Annotated in this window: 14 protein-coding genes; 7 read left to right on the forward strand and 7 right to left on the reverse strand. The window is 36.2% G+C overall.

The genetic code is table 11. The features are described 5' to 3' along the window. Positions 1-22: 22 nt before the first annotated feature. The gene (gene gyrB / locus AVJ19_RS15225; protein ID WP_111860504.1) at positions 23-2,494 is read left to right on the forward strand and encodes a DNA topoisomerase (ATP-hydrolyzing) subunit B; all 2,472 of its coding nucleotides are present in this window, start codon (positions 23-25) and stop codon (positions 2,492-2,494) included. A gap of 182 nt (positions 2,495-2,676) precedes the next feature. Next, positions 2,677-3,042 (forward strand): hypothetical protein, encoded by a 366-nt coding sequence (locus tag AVJ19_RS15230; RefSeq protein WP_171334225.1) that lies wholly within the window; start codon positions 2,677-2,679, stop codon positions 3,040-3,042. Between the two features lie 499 nt (positions 3,043-3,541). Here AVJ19_RS15230 and AVJ19_RS15235 read toward each other — a convergent pair whose 3' ends face one another. Together AVJ19_RS15235 and AVJ19_RS15240 are read right to left on the reverse strand one after the other, a co-directional pair. After that, complete coding sequence (locus AVJ19_RS15235) at positions 3,542-4,189, reverse strand: DUF6304 family protein (RefSeq protein ID WP_111860505.1); 648 nt, start codon at positions 4,187-4,189, stop codon at positions 3,542-3,544. A gap of 58 nt (positions 4,190-4,247) precedes the next feature. After that, the gene (locus AVJ19_RS15240) at positions 4,248-6,185 is read right to left on the reverse strand and encodes an ATP-binding cassette domain-containing protein (RefSeq protein WP_111860506.1); all 1,938 of its coding nucleotides are present in this window, start codon (positions 6,183-6,185) and stop codon (positions 4,248-4,250) included. A gap of 264 nt (positions 6,186-6,449) precedes the next feature. Between AVJ19_RS15240 and AVJ19_RS15245 the strand changes: the two genes are divergently transcribed. Continuing rightward, on the forward strand, positions 6,450-7,427 hold the full coding sequence (locus AVJ19_RS15245) for a putative solute-binding protein (RefSeq protein ID WP_111860507.1): 978 nt from the start codon (positions 6,450-6,452) through the stop codon (positions 7,425-7,427). Between the two features lie 124 nt (positions 7,428-7,551). On the opposite strand, the gene tyrS is transcribed toward AVJ19_RS15245, so the two are convergent. Further along, positions 7,552-8,766: a tyrosine--tRNA ligase gene (gene tyrS / locus AVJ19_RS15250; protein WP_111860508.1), complete on the reverse strand. Its 1,215-nt coding sequence runs from the start codon at positions 8,764-8,766 to the stop codon at positions 7,552-7,554. Positions 8,767-8,846: 80 nt separating this feature from the next. On the opposite strand from tyrS, the gene AVJ19_RS15255 reads away from it, so the two are divergent. Both AVJ19_RS15255 and AVJ19_RS15260 read left to right on the forward strand, forming a co-directional pair. Beyond that, positions 8,847-9,974 carry an anhydro-N-acetylmuramic acid kinase gene (locus AVJ19_RS15255; RefSeq protein WP_111860517.1) on the forward strand — a complete coding sequence of 376 codons (1,128 nt, stop codon included), beginning with the start codon at positions 8,847-8,849 and terminating at the stop codon, positions 9,972-9,974. A gap of 148 nt (positions 9,975-10,122) precedes the next feature. Beyond that, a complete protein-coding gene (locus AVJ19_RS15260) occupies positions 10,123-10,962 on the forward strand; it encodes an alpha/beta fold hydrolase (RefSeq protein ID WP_111860509.1) in 840 nt (279 codons plus the stop codon). A gap of 64 nt (positions 10,963-11,026) precedes the next feature. Here AVJ19_RS15260 and erpA read toward each other — a convergent pair whose 3' ends face one another. The 4 genes from erpA to AVJ19_RS15280 form a co-directional block, all read right to left on the reverse strand. Then, positions 11,027-11,362: an iron-sulfur cluster insertion protein ErpA gene (erpA, locus tag AVJ19_RS15265; protein WP_111860510.1), complete on the reverse strand. Its 336-nt coding sequence runs from the start codon at positions 11,360-11,362 to the stop codon at positions 11,027-11,029. A 129-nt stretch (positions 11,363-11,491) separates the two neighbouring features. Continuing rightward, positions 11,492-12,496, reverse strand: a complete 1,005-nt coding sequence (locus tag AVJ19_RS15270; RefSeq protein ID WP_111860511.1) for a putative solute-binding protein — start codon at positions 12,494-12,496, stop codon at positions 11,492-11,494. Positions 12,497-12,681: 185 nt separating this feature from the next. Beyond that, positions 12,682-13,686: a putative solute-binding protein gene (locus AVJ19_RS15275; RefSeq protein ID WP_111860512.1), complete on the reverse strand. Its 1,005-nt coding sequence runs from the start codon at positions 13,684-13,686 to the stop codon at positions 12,682-12,684. 418 nt (positions 13,687-14,104) lie between these two features. Further along, on the reverse strand, positions 14,105-15,109 hold the full coding sequence (locus AVJ19_RS15280) for a putative solute-binding protein (protein ID WP_111860513.1): 1,005 nt from the start codon (positions 15,107-15,109) through the stop codon (positions 14,105-14,107). Between the two features lie 315 nt (positions 15,110-15,424). Here AVJ19_RS15280 and AVJ19_RS15285 point away from each other — a divergent pair, with 315 nt between their 5' ends. Beyond that, complete coding sequence (locus AVJ19_RS15285) at positions 15,425-17,419, forward strand: 5'-nucleotidase C-terminal domain-containing protein (RefSeq protein WP_111860514.1); 1,995 nt, start codon at positions 15,425-15,427, stop codon at positions 17,417-17,419. Between the two features lie 461 nt (positions 17,420-17,880). Continuing rightward, positions 17,881-19,992, forward strand: coding sequence for an AAA family ATPase (locus AVJ19_RS15290; protein ID WP_111860515.1), 2,112 nt, complete (start codon positions 17,881-17,883; stop codon positions 19,990-19,992). Positions 19,993-20,095: the final 103 nt, after the last annotated feature.

Genomic DNA, 20,095 nt, shown 5'->3' on the forward strand with positions numbered 1-20,095 from the left:
TATTTTTCACTAGGGAGAAACCATGAGTTCAGAAGATCAAATCGCTTCTCAAACAGATCCAACCACTGAAAAGGCTTATGATTCCTCTAGTATCAAAGTATTACGTGGTCTAGACGCAGTTCGTAAGCGTCCTGGAATGTATATTGGTGATACAGACGATGGTTCAGGCTTACATCACATGGTATTCGAAGTTGTCGATAATGCCATTGATGAAGCTTTAGCGGGTCATTGTGATGAAATTATTGTCACTATTCATGAAGATGAATCGGTCAGTGTGTCTGACAATGGGCGTGGTATTCCTACAGATATTCACCCTGAAGAGGGGGTGTCTGCGGCAGAAGTTATTTTAACGATTCTGCATGCAGGTGGTAAGTTTGACGATAACAGTTATAAAGTATCGGGTGGTTTGCATGGTGTAGGTGTTTCTGTTGTAAATGCTTTATCAAGCAAATTAGAGCTGACAATTCATCGTGCTGGGCATATTCACCAACAAGAATATCAACATGGTGATCCAGTTTATCCTTTAAAAGTAATTGGTGATACTGAGATTACAGGTACGACAGTACGTTTTTATCCAAGTGCTGAAACATTTAGTCAGACGATTTTTAATGTTGATATTTTAGCGCGTCGTTTGCGTGAACTTTCATTTTTAAATGCGGGTGTGCGTATTGTTTTACGTGATGAACGTATCAATGCTGAACACATTTTTGACTATGAAGGTGGGTTATCTGAGTTTGTAAAATATATTAACCAAGGTAAAACTCACCTCAATGATATTTTTCATTTTACTAGTGAAGTTGCTGAAACAGGAATTACTGTGGAAGTGGCTTTGCAATGGAATGATACTTATCAGGAAAATGTACGTTGCTTTACCAATAATATTCCGCAAAAAGATGGTGGTACACACTTAGCAGGTTTTCGTGCAGCATTAACACGTGGTCTAAATCAATATCTTGAAAGTGAAAATATTCTTAAAAAAGAAAAAGTTGCTGTGACAGGTGATGATGCACGTGAAGGTTTGACTGCAATTGTGTCGGTGAAAGTACCTGATCCAAAATTCTCATCACAAACCAAAGAGAAATTGGTATCGAGTGAAGTGAAACCTGCGGTTGAGCAGGCGATGAATAAGTCATTCTCTGAATATTTGTTGGAAAATCCACAAGCTGCAAAATCAATTGCAGGCAAAATCATTGATGCAGCACGTGCGCGTGATGCAGCACGTAAAGCACGTGAAATGACCCGTCGTAAGAGTGCTTTAGATATTGCAGGTTTGCCAGGTAAATTGGCAGATTGCCAAGAGAAAGATCCTGCATTGTCTGAACTTTACTTAGTCGAAGGTGACTCTGCGGGCGGTTCTGCAAAGCAAGGTCGTAACCGTAAGATGCAAGCGATTTTGCCATTGAAAGGTAAAATCCTGAACGTGGAACGTGCACGTTTTGACAAAATGATTTCTTCCCAAGAAGTTGGTACGCTGATTACTGCCTTAGGTTGTGGAATCGGACGTGAAGAATACAATCCTGATAAATTGCGTTATCACAAAATCATTATTATGACCGATGCGGACGTAGATGGTTCACATATTCGTACGTTGTTATTGACATTCTTCTTCCGTCAAATGCCGGAATTAGTGGAGCGTGGTCATATTTATATTGCTCAGCCACCATTGTACAAATTGAAAAAAGGTAAGCAAGAACAGTACATCAAAGATAATGATGCATTGGAAACTTTCCTGATTTCAAATGCAATTGATGAGTTGGAGTTGCATATCAGTGCTGAGGCGCCTGCGATTCGTGGTGAAGCATTAGCAAGTGTGATTGCAGATTATCAAACTTCACAAAAGAGCTTACATCGTTTGACTGTGCGTTATCCTGCGACATTGTTAGATGGTCTACTTGGTTTAGAAGCATTTAAACTTGATCAAACAACAGATCAAAATTATGTGCAAGATTGGTCTGAGAAGCTTCGTGTGGAAATAGAAACTGCACAACCGAGTTTACGTCCTGAACTGAGCATTGAGAGTTTTGATCGTGAAGATGCTGAAGGCATTCGTTCAACAGTTTATTTCCCACGTATCACGATTTATGTGCATAACTTGCCGCATCATTATTTATTAGATGCAGGTTTGTTGGGTTCAAGTGAATATATTCGCTTGCTGAAGAACTCAAAAAGTTGGTTCACTTTACTTGAAAATGGCGCATATTTACAGAAAGGTGAACGTAAAATCAATGTGTCAAACTTCCATCAAGTTTGGCAACATATTCTTTCTGACTCACGCCGTGGCATGATGATTCAACGCTATAAAGGTTTGGGTGAGATGAATGCGGAGCAACTTTGGGAAACTACGATGGATCCTGAAAACCGTAATATGTTGCAAGTCACTGTGGATGATGCGATTGAAGCTGATCGTATGTTTGCATGTTTGATGGGGGATGATGTTGAACCACGTCGTGCTTTCATCGAAGAAAATGCCTTAAATGCTGATATTGATGCTTAATTAATTTCACGCTATTTATTCCTAAATCCCTCTGAATATTGATGTGTTCAGGGGGATTTTTCTTTTTATTTGGTATTTATCTTTAGAATCTTTATACATTTGTCATCTTTTTATCAAAGTGTCTTATTTCTATGTCACTATCTTTTTATAGACAATATTATATAAAACAAGAGGCTAGAATTATGGATAATCAATTAGAACATACCCGTGATATCTGGGTGAATGCCTTTTTCACGGGTAATTATGAGGTTTTGGCGCAATATGAAGATGAACATTTTAAGGTAGTTTACGAGCAAGATGGGCGTATAGAGAGTAATTTTACCCGTTATGAAAAGATCGCACATGCGGTTAAAAATGGTGTGTGGAAACCGCAAAAACCCAATGTACAAAGTGAAGATTATGAGTTTAATCGTGATCAAACAGCATGTTTAGTGCAAATTTATTTAGAGGATGAGAGTACTGTTATTCAGGAAAAATGGGTTTATCAAGAGGATTGGAAAATTATCGAATTGAGGTTTTGTAAAGTACGACAAGATATAAAATTATAATTTTACACTGCAACCAAAGCACCTTGAAATAAGATTTTTTAAGGTGTTTTTACTAAGAGTATTGCTTTAAACCATAAAAAAAATTGTTGTTAAATCTATTAAAAGCACCGAAAAATAAAAAATAAACTGTGGATAACTCTGATTGATCAGGTTAAAATAGCCAAAATAAGCAATAAAAACAACATTAATTTATTAACTCAACACTTCTTAATTCTATTTATTTCACCATATTTTATTCAAAAGTTACTTTTGAATTTAAAATCTTTGTATGCGTAGAGAATGAAATGAATTCAAAGTTAAAAATTATGATTTTTTAAGTTTGCTTGAGAAGCTTTGGTGATAGCTGAGAAAACTTCTATATCAGTATTTTAAATATGTTCCACGGGGTGGAAATTAAAATCATAACCAAAAGTTATGTGTTAATTTTTATTGAAATACAAAATTATCTTATTGAAATAGATATAGAATTTTAAAATTAAAATTGCACATTTAATTTTAATTATTTAATACAGCCACGATAACCCACATTTAGATCTCGGATTTCATAGTCTGCACAGCAATAAATTTCTTGGATATTGTATTCAACTTCATTTAATTGCATATAATCGTTTTTATTTTTTACAGCTAAATACTTTTGCTGTTGTGGCTTGAAGCATGCCATGCTTCCCATAAAAGACTGTCCATATACACTATAATCTGCATATAAACAGCCATAACAGTTTTGGAAACGGTATTGACCCAAAAATTGTCGTTGGATTTGGTCGAATAAACTTTCAAGTTCGCTGGATGATGCTGTATATGTCTGTGTAAATAATTCAAATGATAGCTGAGCAAGATAGGTTGTTTCACTCAGTTCAAAGCTAAAATCAGAAATACATTGGATGATTTGTTGGCTTTGTATACAAATCAGATTTAAAGGGAGTTGAATTTTAATCGTGTAGTTGATGAGTGCTTGATTTTTCCATGTAAATTTTTCTAATTCGACATGTGTTAATTCTCTATTGTCAGAAACTGTTAAGTGATCAAAATCAGTATCATGAAATATAATATTGCGAATTTTAAATCGTAAATACTTAAAGTTATTTTCAATTGTAAGTGGACTTGTACCTAATTGGTCAGTATATGTTCCAAAATAATATTCGAGCATTCATTATTTTATTGTAAAAAGAGAAAGTAGTATAAAACTACTTCCTCTCTATAAAAAATTATTCTTCAAAAGAACTTTCAAGTTCTTCGAGTTCCATCATCAGTTCAAGCATTTGTTCTTCTGCTTGCTCAAGTTTGGCTTTTAATTCAGTCTGCTCATTCATCAGTTTCAGTAAATCATCTTTACGACTCGCGTCATAGAGTGCTTGATCTGCTAATGATTCTTCAATTTCTGCTAAACGAGGCTGAATTTTACTGATTTGAGTCTCTATTTTTTCGATATTTTTGCGAATAGGACGGGTTTGTTCACGGCGTTGCGCTGCAAGTTTACGTTGCGCTTCTTTGTCTAACTTGGAAATAGTGGGTTTAATTTCGACTTGTGATTGCACAGGAGCAGCAGGCTTTTGTCCATTTTTCATCATCTCGATACGGGCTTGACGTAGCCAATCTGCATACTCAACGAGGTCACCATCAAATTCACGGCTTTGACCATCATGCACCAAAATCAGTTCATCACAAACACTTGCTACCAATTGGCGCTCATGTGAAACCAACACCACAGCGCCTTCAAAATCTTGCAATGCCATAGTAAGTGCGTGACGCATATCTAAATCTAAATGGTTGGTTGGTTCATCGAGAATGAGTACATTTGGACGTTTCCAAACGATAAGCGCTAAGGCTAAACGGGCACGTTCTCCTCCTGAAAAGCTTTCACTTGGCGTATCCATACGTTCGCCACTAAAACCAAAGCTACCTAAAAATGAGCGTAGAGCTGCCTCGCTAATTTTAGGGTCAGCAATACGTGCTAATTGTAACATTGGGCTGGCACTGCCATCTAAAGCATCCATTTGATGTTGGGCAAAATAGCCAATATTGAGTAACTCGGAATCTTTACGATGACCTTGTAATAGCGCTAAATCACCAACCAATGATTTAATCAAAGTTGATTTACCCGCACCATTCATACCTAATAAACCGATACGACTTGTTGGGGTGATTTGTAAATGAACATTGGTCACGATCAGTTTATCACCATAGCCAATATCTGCTTGTTCAAGCTCAAGTAGGGGCGAACTCATTTTACTTGGTTCGCGGAAACTAAATGTAAAAGGCGTATCGACATGCGCTGCCGATAATTCTTGCATGCGTTCAAGTTGTTTAATACGACTTTGTGCTTGTTTGGCTTTGGTGGCTTGTGCTTTAAAACGATCAATGTATTTTTGCAGATGTGCACGGGTTTCTAATTGTTTTTCATAGGCTTGTTGTTGTTGTGCTAAGCGCTCACTACGGGTGCGTTCAAATGTTGAATAATTACCTGTATATAAAATAAGTTCTTGATTTTCAATATGTAAAATATGATCAGTAATAGCATCTAAGAAATCACGGTCATGTGAAATAAGAATGAGCGTACCTTCATAGGCTTTTAACCAGTCTTCTAACCATAAAATTGCATCTAAATCTAAATGGTTAGTTGGTTCATCGAGCAACAGTAAATCTGAGCGGCTCATTAAAGTACGAGCAAGGTTTAAACGCATGCGCCAACCACCAGAAAAACTAGAGACATCTAGCTGAGATTGATATTCAAAAAAGCCTAGACCTGCCATCAATTGAGATGCTTTTGATGCAGCCGAATAGCCATTAATTTCATCAAAACGCCCATAAAGATGAGCAAGTTCATCATCTTTTAGCTGATCAGGATGATCAAGTTTATGTTGAATATCCCAATATTCCTCATCACCAGATAAGACAAAATCAATCGCTTTCATATCTAAAGCTTTGATTTCCTGAGCCATATGTGCAACTGTCCAAACATCAGGACGTGTTAATGAGCCATGATCTGATTCCATTCCACCCAATAATGCTGAAAATAGTGTGGATTTACCTGCACCATTGACTCCAGTTAAACCAATTTTCCAACCTGGATGAAGTTGCATGGATGCTTTTTGAAATAAAACACGTCCACCGCGACGTAAAGAAAGTTGTTCTAACTGAATCATGAATAAAAACTATACTGGAGAATAGATGTGCTATTTTAATGGATAATCAGCTTGTACCCAAACAATATAATTTTTAAGGAAAATTTAATAAGATGAGTTTGGTACAGCTAATGCTTTTGTCTATAAAATTCAATTAAATATACATAAATATTTATTTTTGTGATAAAAGTCATGTTGTTGATATGAGTAAAATAAGCATAGGAGCGGGAAGCTGTGTCTAAAATAAAAATACTGAGTTCAAGCGCATTATTATTAGGAATATTAATGACTGCAACATTTGCACGAGCACAACAAACCATTTGTGTCTTTGATGTACAAGGGCGCTCTGGTGATATTTTTAAGGGAATGGAAGAGTGGGCTTTAGCATCTAAAAATACAGGTGCAAATATTAAATTGCTACCTTATCCGAAAGAAGAGGATGCCGATGCTGCATTCAAAGCGGGGAAATGTGATGGAGTATATCTGACATCTTTAAGAGCACGTTACTATAATAAGTTTGCGGGCTCTATTGATGCACTTGGCGCTGTCCCGAATATTACCATTGCAGAGAGAGCAATTCGATATGCACTGGATAAAAGAAATGCCAAACGGATGTTGTCTAAGGTCAATGGTGAGGACTTTGAAGTTGCTGGAATTGATCAAATTGGTACAGCTTATTTATTTGTAAAATATAATAAAATTAAGAATCCGCAAGATCCTATTAAAGATTTGGAAGGTAAAAAATTTTCATTTTTGGGTTATGATGTTGCTCAAAGATATATGCTAAAGAAGATTAAAGCTGTGCCTGTATCTTCAGAAATTTCAAACTTGGTGGCAAAATTTAATAATAATCAGGTTGATATGACTGCAGCACCTGCTTATTTGTATAAACCTTTTGAGATGCATAAAGGCTTGGGCGCTCAAGGTGCAGTAGTGGTATTTCCTGTCGTGAATGTCACTATGCTGATGGTGATACGTCCTGAAAAATTTCCGACAAGCTTTGGTGCAACTTCACGTGGTATTTTCCTAAAACATTTACCTAAAACATTACAATATGTAAATCGAACTGAACGGGATATTCCTGAAAAGTATAAGTTAATGCTTACGAAGGAACAAACTACGAAATATCAAATGATTGTACGAGAAGCGCGTGTAGAACTCACAAAACAAGGCGTCTATGATCAGCAAATGATGTCTGTGTTAAAAAGAGCAAGATGTACGATTGACCGTACAAACTTTGAATGTTCTTTAATGGATGAATAGCGTAATAAATTATTCTAAATAGTATCTACTTTTTATAAAATGATTGATACTACATGTCAGATCATAAAAATCCCCAAGACTAGGCTTGGGGATTTTTTATTTTCAAGTATTTATATAAATACACTTAGTCTACAAAAGTGACTTTTGCGATGGCTTTTTTACTTGCCTGAATAATTAAAGTCACATTTTCTTTCACCATATAGCTTGCATCGACAGTTTCCCAGTCCACTTTAACGGCTCCACGTGAAACAGCATCTTTCGATTGTGCTGAATTCTTGGTTAAACCTGCTGCACGTAAGATAGAAATAATTGACACTTCACCGCCAAACTCACCACGTGAAATGGTGATTTCAGGTGTACCCTCAGGAAGTTCGCCTTCAGTAATTAAATTACCAGCACCTTTGTGTGCATGTTCAGCAGCTTCAGCACCGTGGAAACGTTCAACCAATTCAAGTGCAAGAATCTTCTTCACTTCTTGTGGATTACGACCTGCTTCAATTTCTTTTAAAAGTGTTGCGATTTCTTCTAAAGATTTAAAGCTTAATAAGTCAAAATAACGTTCAATTAAGCTGTCTGGCATAGACAATACTTTTTGATACATTGCGCCAGGTGCATCAAATACACCGATATAGTTGCCTAAAGATTTAGACATTTTATTGACGCCATCCAAACCTTCAAGAATTGGCACAGTGATACACACTTGCGCTTCTTGATTATAACGACCTTGCAGTGTACGCCCCATGAGTAAGTTAAAGGTTTGGTCTGTACCACCAAGCTCAACATCCGCTTCTAGTGCGATTGAGTCATAGCCTTGAACCAATGGATATAAGAATTCATGGATCGCAATCGGTTGATGGTTATTATAACGCTTGGTGAAATCATCACGTTCTAACATACGTGCAACAGTTTGCTGTGAAGCCAATTGAATTAAATCAGCCGCAGTTTTGGTGGCAAACCACTCAGAGTTAAAACGAACTTTAGTTTTATTTGGATCAAGAATTTTAAAGACTTGCTCTTGATAGGTTTTGGCATTTTCCAACACTTGTTCACGTGATAAAGGTGGACGAGTTGCGCTTTTTCCTGTTGGGTCACCGATCATGGCGGTATAATCACCGATCAAGAAAGTCACTTCATGACCCAAATCTTGGAAAGTTTTTAATTTATTAATTAAAACAGTATGCCCTAAGTGTAAATCAGGTGCAGTTGGATCAAAGCCTGCTTTAATCTTTAAAGGACGATTTTCTTTGAGTTTCTTTAACAGATCCTCTTCAGAAATAATTTCATGCGTTCCTCGTTGAATGAGGGCAAGTTGTTCTTCCGCAGGAAGGAAATTTGACATCACAAAATCCAATACATCAGTTATCTCATTTGTGCGATATACTAACATTTTTTCAGCAAAATGCAGGCGAAGAATATCTCATGACAACAATCTATATTGGCGTAATGACTGGAACCAGCATGGACGGCGTCGATTTTGTTGCCGCTTCATTTGATCCACTGCAAATTCATGCCACTTTAACAGCACCATTTGATCCTGATTTAAGGGATGAGCTCATGGCGTTGACATTACCTAGTGACAATGAAATTGATCGAATGGGCAAAGCAGATGTTGCGCTTGCAACCATGATTGGCAATTCAATTAACCAACTAATTCAAGAAAATAACTTAGATAAATCACAAATAAAAGCCATCGGTTCACATGGCCAAACCATTCGTCATCGTCCTGAGCATGGTTTTACTTTACAGATAGGTGATCCCAATATCATCACTGAAATTACCCAAATTCCTGTAATTTCAGATTTTCGCCGTCGTGATATGGCAGCAGGTGGACAAGGTGCACCTTTAGTTCCTGCCTTTCATCAGGCTTTATTTCAACACGAAAGTATTCATCGTGTGATTTTAAACTTAGGCGGGATTGCTAATGTCAGTTTATTGCCTGCGGGGAATCCTGATGAGGTCTATGGTTTTGATACAGGTCCTGCAAATATTCTTATGGATGCATGGTGTCATCGTTATACGGGGCAACCTTATGATGAAAATGGTAATTGGGCAGCGTATGGGCAGCCGATCCGAAGCTTATTAGACCGTTTACAAGCACATGAGTATTTTTCTAAAGAGCCACCGAAAAGTACGGGGCGTGAAGATTTCAATTTAGAATGGTTGGATGAGCAAATTTCAGATTGGAAAAATGATTTAGAATACGATGAGTTGGAAGATAGCCCTGAAAATGTGCAAGCAACTTTATTAAAACTTACCACACGTGCCATTAAAAAAGCCATTTACCGTTCACCTTTAGATACTGGCGAAGTCTATGTCTGTGGTGGTGGGGCATATAATTCATACCTTCTTGAACAATTACGTTGGCGTTTACGCAAACATAATTGGTCAGTGCAAACTACATCGGCATTGGGACTATCGCCAACTTGGGTTGAAGCAACTGCCTTTGCATGGTTAGCCATGCGTTTTGATCAACAACTCAGTGGAAATTTGCCTGCGGTGACAGGAGCAAATGGTTACCGAGTTTTAGGTACAATCACCACAGTTTAATATTGAATCATAGGATTAAAAAGTTCATATTTAGGTCGAGATTGTTAAACAATTCTCGACCTGTTTAGCCTGATGTATGTCCCATTCTGCTGTTTAAAAAAGCGCAATAAACTTTCAATATCAATAAAAATTTCAAATGAGCAAACATATGGATGTATTAAAACAACGATTAACCGAATATCAACGTGAAGGTCTTACTTTTGATGTGCTTGATTCAGGACCCTTAGATGGGCAAATATTTGTCTTGTTGCATGGTTTTCCTGAAACTAATAAAAGTTGGCAAGAGACATCAGAAATTTTGAATGCACATGGTTATCGAACTTGTGCAGTCAATCAACGTGGTTATAGTCTAGGTGCGCAGCCATCTAAACGAAGTGATTACCGTAGTTCTGCTTTGCTTGAAGATGTAAATGCTTTACTCGACATTATTCAACAACCTGTTTATTTGGTTGGGCATGATTGGGGTGCGGTAGTAGCTTGGGATGTGGCACAGCGTTATCCTGAAAAAATAAAGCATTTGATTACGATTTCGGTACCACACAAAGCCGCATTTATGAAAGCGATGTTGAGTAGTAATCAATTATTTAAATCTTATTATATGGGTTTATTTCAACTGCCTAAAATTCCTGAGTTACTGTTTGAAAAAGTTCCTCAAATCGGTTTGGCTTTACTCAAAGATTCAGGCATGACAGAACAACAGCTCAAGGACTTTCAACAAGAAATTGTCAATGAAAAACGCTTGAGCACTGCCCTGAATTGGTATCGTGGTTTACCATTCAGTTCCAATAAAAACTTATTGAAACCGATCACTGTTCCTACCTTATTTATTTGGGGGAAACATGACACTGCGATTGGTCCTAAAAGTCTGGAATACAATAAAAATTATGTCCATGCGCCATATAAAGAAGTCATTATGGATGCAACGCATTGGATTCCTGTGCAAAATGCTAAAGAGCTCAGTGGATATATTTTAGAAACTGTCGTTTAAATTATTATATATGTTGAAATAAAAATGCCCTCAAAGCTGAGGGCACCTTAAAATTCTGTGTTAATTAGATCGAGAATGAAGAACCACAACCACAGGTTGTTGTTGCATTTGGATTGGCTACGATAAAACGAGAACCTTCTAAACCTTCAATATAATCAACTTTTGAACCAACCAAATATTGATAGCTTAAAGAATCTACCAACATTTTGACATCACCATTACTAAATTCAGCATCATCATCATTCATGCTTTCAGCAAAGTTAAAGCCATAAGAAAATCCTGAACAACCACCACCTGTTACATAAACACGTAACATAAGTTCTTGATTACCTTCGCTATCACGAAGTTGACGAACTTTATTCGCTGCATTATCAGTTAGTTCAAGAGCTTGGGCATTCATGGGGATATTCCTCAAACGAGTTCGATAGTGTCTTTCAGACAAAAAGACCATATATAGTATACCTAATATATGGTCAGTCTGTGAACTTTAAAGTAAATTCAGAGTAAAATTGTCGGTTTTGATTCAAAATTACTTATAGTTCTCATCTTGCAGTGCGCATTCAAAGTTTTTAGGATCATTTTTACAACGGAATTGCCATAAAAGTTTCATCATTTGCTTATTATAAACACCTTGTTGAGTAAGACTAATACGAGATTCACGCATCAATTTTTGATAACCTGGTTTATCAGCTGGTGGCACTTGCATCCAATATTTTGCAGGAATATCTGCTTTCATTTTCCCAATGATGCCAAAAGCACGAGGTAATTGTGCTTTGACCCAATCACGTGATTTTTGACCAAAACCTTCAGGGAATTTATCTTTACGAATAATTAAATTACCAGTTACTTGTAAAATAGGGTAATTCACAATTGCCCCTTTTGTGCCAAGCCCTTTATGTAACTCTAATGGTTTAAAGACTGCAGCAGGTGCGCCAATAATATCAACTTGTCCATTATTGAATTTTGCACCAAAGTTGGTGACATCGGCACTTACAGCTTGTGCACCCACTTGTTGTACCATGATTTTTTGTGCTTGATCATAGTCAAGAACAGCGATTTTTTTACCTGCTGCCTTGGCAACAGTATTGATATTACGGTCATTGACCATCAAGAAAGCATCACCGACAGGAATGACACCAACCACTTCGTATTGACCATTAGTCATGTATTTTGAGAAATTAGGTGAGGTTAAACCCTGCATGATTTTCACTGCAAGATTAAGGTCTGGAATTGCACCAATTGCATCGAGTGAACCAGTAAAGTTGTTAAACTGACGACCACGCATACCTGTAACGCTGATCCCGTCACATTTACCCGCTTTAAAGTCTTCAGCAATAACCCCTTCGTTTTGATTAACTTTAAGTTCAATATCAGCGCCCCATGCTTTGGCAGCGAGCTGATAATCTTTCATTAAATTAAATACATCACCATTTTTACCAACCAAATCAAATACACAAACGACTTGTTTGGCTTGAGCGGTAGATACAGCAGCACATAAGCCTGCTGCGACTAAGAGAGTCTTAGACCATTTCATTTTATTTTTCCTTTCCATGATCAAATTATTTTTTTTGCTAGGTGCTATATAAAGAGTTTAAGTCTTATGCTGGCATCTATATATAAGATTAAGTGTTAATGTTTACATCAACAATGACTTAAATGACAAATTATTGATTTAAAAAAACCCAGAATAAATTCTGGGTTTTTCCTTTTAAATCAATATTATTCGCCTGCTAAAGAGCACTCGAAGTTTGCTTTATCGACAGAACAACGTGCTTTTTTCAGTACAGACATCATTGCTGGGTCATATACACCCATTTTAGTTAATTCTAAACGACCATCACGCATCATTTTTTGATACTTTAATTTGTCATCAGCAGTTAAGTTCACTTTATATTTTGCAGGAATTGATGCTTCTAAACGTCCAATCATTGCAAAGCTCTTTGGTAAGTTCTTCACAAAATAGTCACGTGATTTTTGACCAAAGCCTGCAGGGAATTTTTCTGGACGAATCAAGAAATCAGCAGTAATTTGCATCACAGGGAAGTTAAATACTGCACCGTTTGCACCTAAACCTTTGTTTAATTCTAATGGTTTATAAGCGTATGCTGGCGCACCAATCATATCTACCTGACCATTATTGAATTTTGCAGCAAAGTTCGAGATATCAGAAATAACAGCCTGAGCACCTACACGCTGTACAATTACTTTTTGTGCTTGGTCATAGCCAAGTACAGCAAACTTTTTACCTGCTGCTTTCTCAATAGAGTTAATATTTTTATCACGTACGAAAATGAATGCTGAACCTAATGGTGCAACGCCTGCAACTTCGTATTTTTTACCACCTAGGTTCGATACCATTTTGCCAGCATTACGTGCATCTAATGCAAAAGTAATGGCTTTTTGAGCAATGGCATTGCTTGGAACACCACCAAGTGAGTCGATTGAACCTACAAATTTGTTGTACTGACGAGCACGCATAGCTGTCATGAATACGCCGTCACATTTACCTGCTTTAAAGTCGTTATCGGCAACAGCTTCGTCTTGTTTTGGAATGAGGTTAACATCAGCACCCCAACCTTTAGCAGCTAAAGCCCATTCTTGTGCCATTTGGAATGATTCGCCTGATTTACCAAGTAAATCGAATACACATACATCAATGGCTGCATTGGCATTTGCAGCGCTTAAACCTAAGATTGCTGTTGCAGCGAGTGCTATTTTTTTCATAATTTGGTCCTTATCAATTATACGTCCATAATTGGAGTTTCTTTTAACCGCAATCTTAATCAACTTTTTTTTAAAAAAAATAGAGCTTTTACTCCATTTTTTGTATTTTTTGGATCATTGCTTTATTTTATTTTTCACAGTAAATATCTCAAAAAATAAAAATAATTATTCATGTATGTTTTTGTATTTTAAATATATTTTTAAATACTTATTTTTGTAGTATTTTACTAAAATGAATAAGATTATAAAAATACGGAATAAAATGAACGTAACAGTTTATTTTTGATTACAACAAAAGTCTCTTTTGCTTACAAGATTCATTGTTAAAATCGCAAAATACATCACGATTTTTTATGAAATTTGACATCAAAAGGCTGTAAAAAAGATGCTTTGTTCTTGATTACAACCCTTGAATTTTTTATTCATCTGTTAATGAACATTCAAAATTGGTTCGATCTACAGTGCAACGTGCACGTTTAAGAACAGACATCATCGTAGCATCATAAACGCCTTGTTTAGTCAGTTCGATACGACCATCACGGAGCAATTTTTGGTAACGGATTTGGTCTTCTTTAGAAATTGGAAGTTTATATTTTGCAGGAATTTCAGCTTCTAAACGTTTAATCATTTTAAAAGCCTGTGGTAAACGTTGTGTCGACCATGCACGTGATTGGTTGCCAAAATTGTTTGGGAACTTATCTGTTTTAATAATAACATTGGCGGTGACATGTAGCACAGGATAAGTAAACATAGCACCTTTATTACCTAAACCTTTGTAAATTTCGAGTGGTTTGAAAGCATAGGCAGGTGAAGGAACAGCATCTACTTCACCATTATTAAATTTACTGACAAAATTTGAAATATCGGATGGAACACCGACTGCACCAATGCGTTCTATTGCCATTTTTTGTGCAATATCATAGCTGAGATATGAAACTTTTTTACCTTTAGCTTTATCAATATTATCCATTGCACGATCACGGACAAAAATATAAGCCAAACCGACTGGGCTGATACCAACAAGCTCATATTTAATATTATTTTTTACTGAGACTAATCGCTTTGCATTACGTTTATCGAGTGCATAGACAATGGCTTTTTCAGCAATGGCATAGTTCGGTACACTACCTAATGCATCAATTGAGCCACCAAATCGATTATATTCACGAGAACGCATCGTGGTCATGGCAACAGCATCACATTTATCTGCTTTAAAATCATTATCTGCTTGTTCTTCTGATTTATAGGCGATCAAGTTGATATTGGCACCCCAAGCCTTTGAAGCTAAAGCCCATTCTTCCATAATTTTATAAGATTCACCCGCTTTACCTAAAAGGTCAAATACACAAACATTTTGTTGTGCTTGTGCTAAAGGTGATATTAATAAACCCAATGTACAGGTTAAGAACAATCTATTTTTCATTGTTACTTCCTTATATTTTTTCCATCTAAATGCATGTATTTTTATTTGTTTTAACATAGAGTATGGGAGTGATCAAATAATATGCGCTGAATGGTGATTGTACTTTTTAGCTTTGATTTTAAAGTTGATTGCTTTTTTATCATTTAAATCGCTGAATAGTCACTTATTGTTGAAGTGTTGATTTATATGGGTTTTTTGTTTAAATACAACAGGTTGTAATTGTATATTTTAAATAAAAAAACAATAAGTAATTCATAAAAACTAAATATTTATATTACACACTGAAATCAAATATTAAATGTTCCAGAGTGCATGATGCAATATTCAAATAAAAAAAGAGTTTTGGCTATTTTACCTTTATGTGTGGTTTTTACCGCATGTAATGATGATAAAGATCCTGTTGTTGTCCAGCCACCTATTGAAAATAAAAGCTTAGAATTAAATATTGTGCATATTAATGACCATCATTCACATTTGGATGAGGACAAAGATGGTTTTGCGTTGAAAGCCAATGTGGGCAAAGGCGATGAAGATTTTAATGCTGGCAAAGGCGGATTTGCACGTGTTACAGCTTTGATTAATCAAATTGCAGCAGAAAAGAAAAATATTTTTAAAATGCATGCTGGTGATGCGACAACAGGTGATTTGTATTACAACTTAACCGATGGTAAAGCTGATGCAGATGCCATGAATACAGTTTGTTTTGATACTTTTACATTAGGAAATCATGAATTTGATTCAACTGATGTGGGTTTGAAAAAATTTATAGATTTCCTAGATCAAGGAAGTTGTAAGGAAAAAACTAAAATTTTATCTGCCAATGTGAGTTTTGGTGCATCATCACCTTTATACAAAACCAATCGGATTCAAAAATCCCAAGTCTTTGAGAAAGATGGCGTGAAATTTGCGGTGATTGGTTTAACGATTGCTGGAAAAACCAAAAATTCATCGCAACCTAATTCAGATACAGTTTTTGCAGATGAAATTCTCACGGCACAAAAAGAAATTGATCTGTTAAAAGCACAAGGTATCAAAAATATTATTTTACAGACCCATGTCGGTTATGATTTAGATCAAAAATTAGCAGTTGCTTTAACCGATGTTGATGTGATTGTAGGGGGGGACTCACATACATTATTAGGACCGAAAAGTTTAGAAAAATATAGTTTAAGTCCAGAAGGGGCTTATCCAACTCAACTTAAAAATAAAAATGGTGATGCAGTTTGTGTGGCTCAAGCATGGGAATACAGCAATATTTTAGGTGAGCTGAATGTTAAATTCGACAAAGATGGCAAAATTGCCAGTTGTACTGGGACACCACATTTACTTTTAGGCGACGATATTAAACGTACAGCGGATATTAAAAAATATAATGCTGATTTAATTCAATACAATGCAGACAAGCGTCCTGCACAGCAAAAAATCTATAATCGTAATGATATTCCAAATATCAGTACCGCAGAAAAAGCGATTATTTTCAATCAAATTAAAGCAGATCAAGTGCCATTTAACTTTGTTCAGCCTGATGTGAAAACTTTGAATGTACTGAAACCATATCAAACTCAAAAACAAAAGTTTGCGGAAGAAGTTATTGGACAAGCCACAGATAATTTGTGTTCTCGCCGTGTGCCGGGTGTACAACGAGATGTTGGTCGTTCCACTTTAGGTGATGTGTGTAATAAAAATACGCATGTTGATCAACATGGCGGTGATATTCAACAGATCATTGCAGAAGCCTTTTTACAACAAGGCAAGGCGTTCTTTGGTGCAGATATTTCCATCCAAAATGGTGGTGGTGTACGTGAAGATGTTGCACAAGGTAATGTTACGGTAGGCAAAATTTACAGTGTTTTACCATTTAAGAATACCTTGGTTGAATTGCACCTAACAGGTGCAGAAGTCAAAGCAACTTTAGAAGATGCGATTGACAGTGTAGTTGCGAATAATACGGGGAGTTATCCATATACAGGTGGCTTACGTTGGAATGTTGATTTCAGTAAAAATAAAGGGCAACGTTTGAGTCAGTTGCAAGTGCGCAATGCTTCTGGACAATATGAGACCTTGGATTTAAATAAAACTTATAAAATCGTGACGATTGATTTCCTCGCAAATGGTAAAGATGGTTATACCACTTTAAGCACCATTACAGGTGACCGCCGTTCAAATGTTGGTTTGGATTATGCAGAAGCCTTTTTGAAATATACCCAGAGCTTAGCTGGACAAGCGGGACAAAAGAAAATTAATAAATTAGCAACAGATATTTATAGTACTCAACAGTTTATCGATGTTGAGAAAACTCAGACGAAATAAGTTTGCAAGTACAAAAATCCTGCTGGTCAGGATTTTTGTTTTTTATACAGAAAATAACTTGAAGTTTGAAAAATGAGCAATTAAAATAGCGCTCAAAATAAGCCATGGTGGCTTAAAATCAATAATGATTCCAATATTAACGCTGACGATTCTTGATCTTGTAACGTTGCCTTTGACAAGATCGCTATTTTAACTTAACTGGTTGCAGGATGACCATAATATCTTGATTTAACCCGCCTTTTAATTGCTCCAAAACCATGTGTGTGTTTGGAATATACGGGAGAGAAATCATGTTGTTTATTAAAGTACTCTATACAGGTTTGCGCTAAAACCTTTGAAAATGAATTGATTTAAATTACGTGAAAAATTTAAAATTTTTTAAAGAATATTTAATGTTCTGAGTGCATTGTCTTGTCTAAAAATAGTCAATGTACTGACATTTAAAAATTGTTAGTGAAAATATGAATAAATATATCGATCAGCCTTTTGCCAATGATGTGCAACAAGGTGAAGTGGAGAGTTTTGCTGAAATTCGTCCACTGGCGAAGCTGTGGGCTTTGCGTTTTTTGGTGGAACTTGGTGGTTCAAAAGAGTTTATTTCTGATAATTGTTTTAGTCATCAATGGATTGCAAAACATTTAGGTTTTTCAGATGGCTTATGCACAGATCAGTTTAATGAACAATTGGCACACCAAGAGTTAAATCAACTCTATCAAAATATTGAACAGCAACATTTAAGAAAACCATTTCAGTTTAGTGCTGAATTGCAATTTAACTTAAAGCTTTTACAACAATTGCTTGATTTAAATGATGTTGAAATTTTGATTTTAGCCTTTGTGGTTTTGTTGAATAGTGAACAACTTTTAGATGATATTGCAGATACTATTGGTGAGTTAACAGCATCTAAAACTTTACGTGCTTTGGCTGTGGTGTTGAAAGTACCTTATGACGACATTCGCCAAGCTTTGTCGGTGCAAGGACGTTTACATCGTAGTGGTTTGATTAGTGTACAGCAGCATTACCGTAATTATTTACGTGGCAAGCTGAGTTTAGTTTCCAACCAATTGGTCGATAAATTATTGGTTAAAGCCAATGATGTCATGGATTTATTTTCAGGCACGATTAATAAAAGCGAAACAACAGAACTGACTTTACAGGACTATCCTTATCTTGATAAAGATTTGAGTTTGTTATTGGCGTACTTAAAACAAGTCAAAAATAACAAGCAAAAAGGGGTGAACATTTTCCTATATGGTAGTTCAGGTACAGGAAAAACTGAGCTTTGCAAAGTCATTGCTGAGCAGCTCAATGTACAACTTTTTGAAATCTCTTATGAAGATGCTGATGGTGACGCGATTTCTGCGACAGGGCGCTTATGTGCCTATCGTGCTGCACAGTGTATTTTTGACAGCCAGTCTGCTTTGTTGATGTTTGATGAAATTGAAGATGTCTTTAATGACACTGAAAATGGCATGGGCATGAAAAGTACTGCACAGAGTCGGAAAGCTTGGGTCAACCGTATTTTAGAGCAAAATCGAACACCAACGATTTGGGTGTCGAACTCAGATCAACTTGATCCAGCATTTATACGCCGTTTTGATATGGTACTTGAAATTAAAGTACCACCAAAAAAACAACGGATGAATTTTATTGCTAAACAATGTGCGGAAGATATTGATCCGATGTACCAAGAAGCATTTGCCAATGTTGAGCAGCTTTCACCTGCGATTTTAAATCGTAGCTATAAAGTGGCAAAAATGGCAAAAATGGAAAATGAAGATTTGGCGGTACAAGGTAGTATGCGCAAACTTATTTCCAATACGCTCAAAGCCCAAGGTTTTCAGGCGGTAAAATTACAAGACAGCAATGCTTTGCCTAAATTTTACGATCTTGATTACATCAATACCTCTGCTGATCTTAAACAGATTGCAGTAGGTATACAGCAACATGGTTTTGGTCGTTTGTGCCTATATGGTGCATCAGGTACAGGAAAAACTGCATTTGCACGTTGGCTTGCGGAATATTTGGATCAACCACTTTTAGTTAAACGAGGTTCAGACTTAATTTCGCCATGGGTGGGAGAAACCGAGCAGAATTTAGCAAAAGCTTTTAGTGATGCTGAAGAGCAACAAGCGGTTTTATTGCTTGATGAAGTGGATGGCTTGTTACAAGACCGTAGACAAGCGACACGTTCTTGGGAAATTTCTCAAGTGAATGAGTTCTTGGTGCAAATGGAAAGTTTTAATGGCATCGTAGTTGCAACAACAAATCGCTTTGAAGAATTGGATCAAGCTGCTTTACGCCGTTTTGACTTTAAAATGCATTTTGATTTCTTAAGTTATCAGCAACGCTTGGCTTTATTGGAAAATATCTGTTTACAGCTCAATCTTGAAATGAATGAAGCACAAGTACAAAACCAGCTACACAGTTTAAATAAACTCAGTGCAGGGGATTTTGCAGTGATTGCTCGCCAAGCATGTTTCAAACCGTTTGAACATGTCAATGCGGTTTTACAGCATTTAGAAGAAGAAATGTCTGTGAAATACAAAATTTCAGGAAAAATGGGTTTCTAAACTTTCTGAAAATGATTTAAAAAATAAAAATCTCGCATTTTTGCGGGATTTTTTTATAAAAATGCTCAAAAAATAGGTAAAAAAACACTTTTTTAATGGATTT

This window comes from Acinetobacter sp. CFCC 10889 (assembly GCF_003268395.1).
Taxonomy (GTDB): Bacteria; Pseudomonadota; Gammaproteobacteria; order Pseudomonadales; family Moraxellaceae; genus Acinetobacter.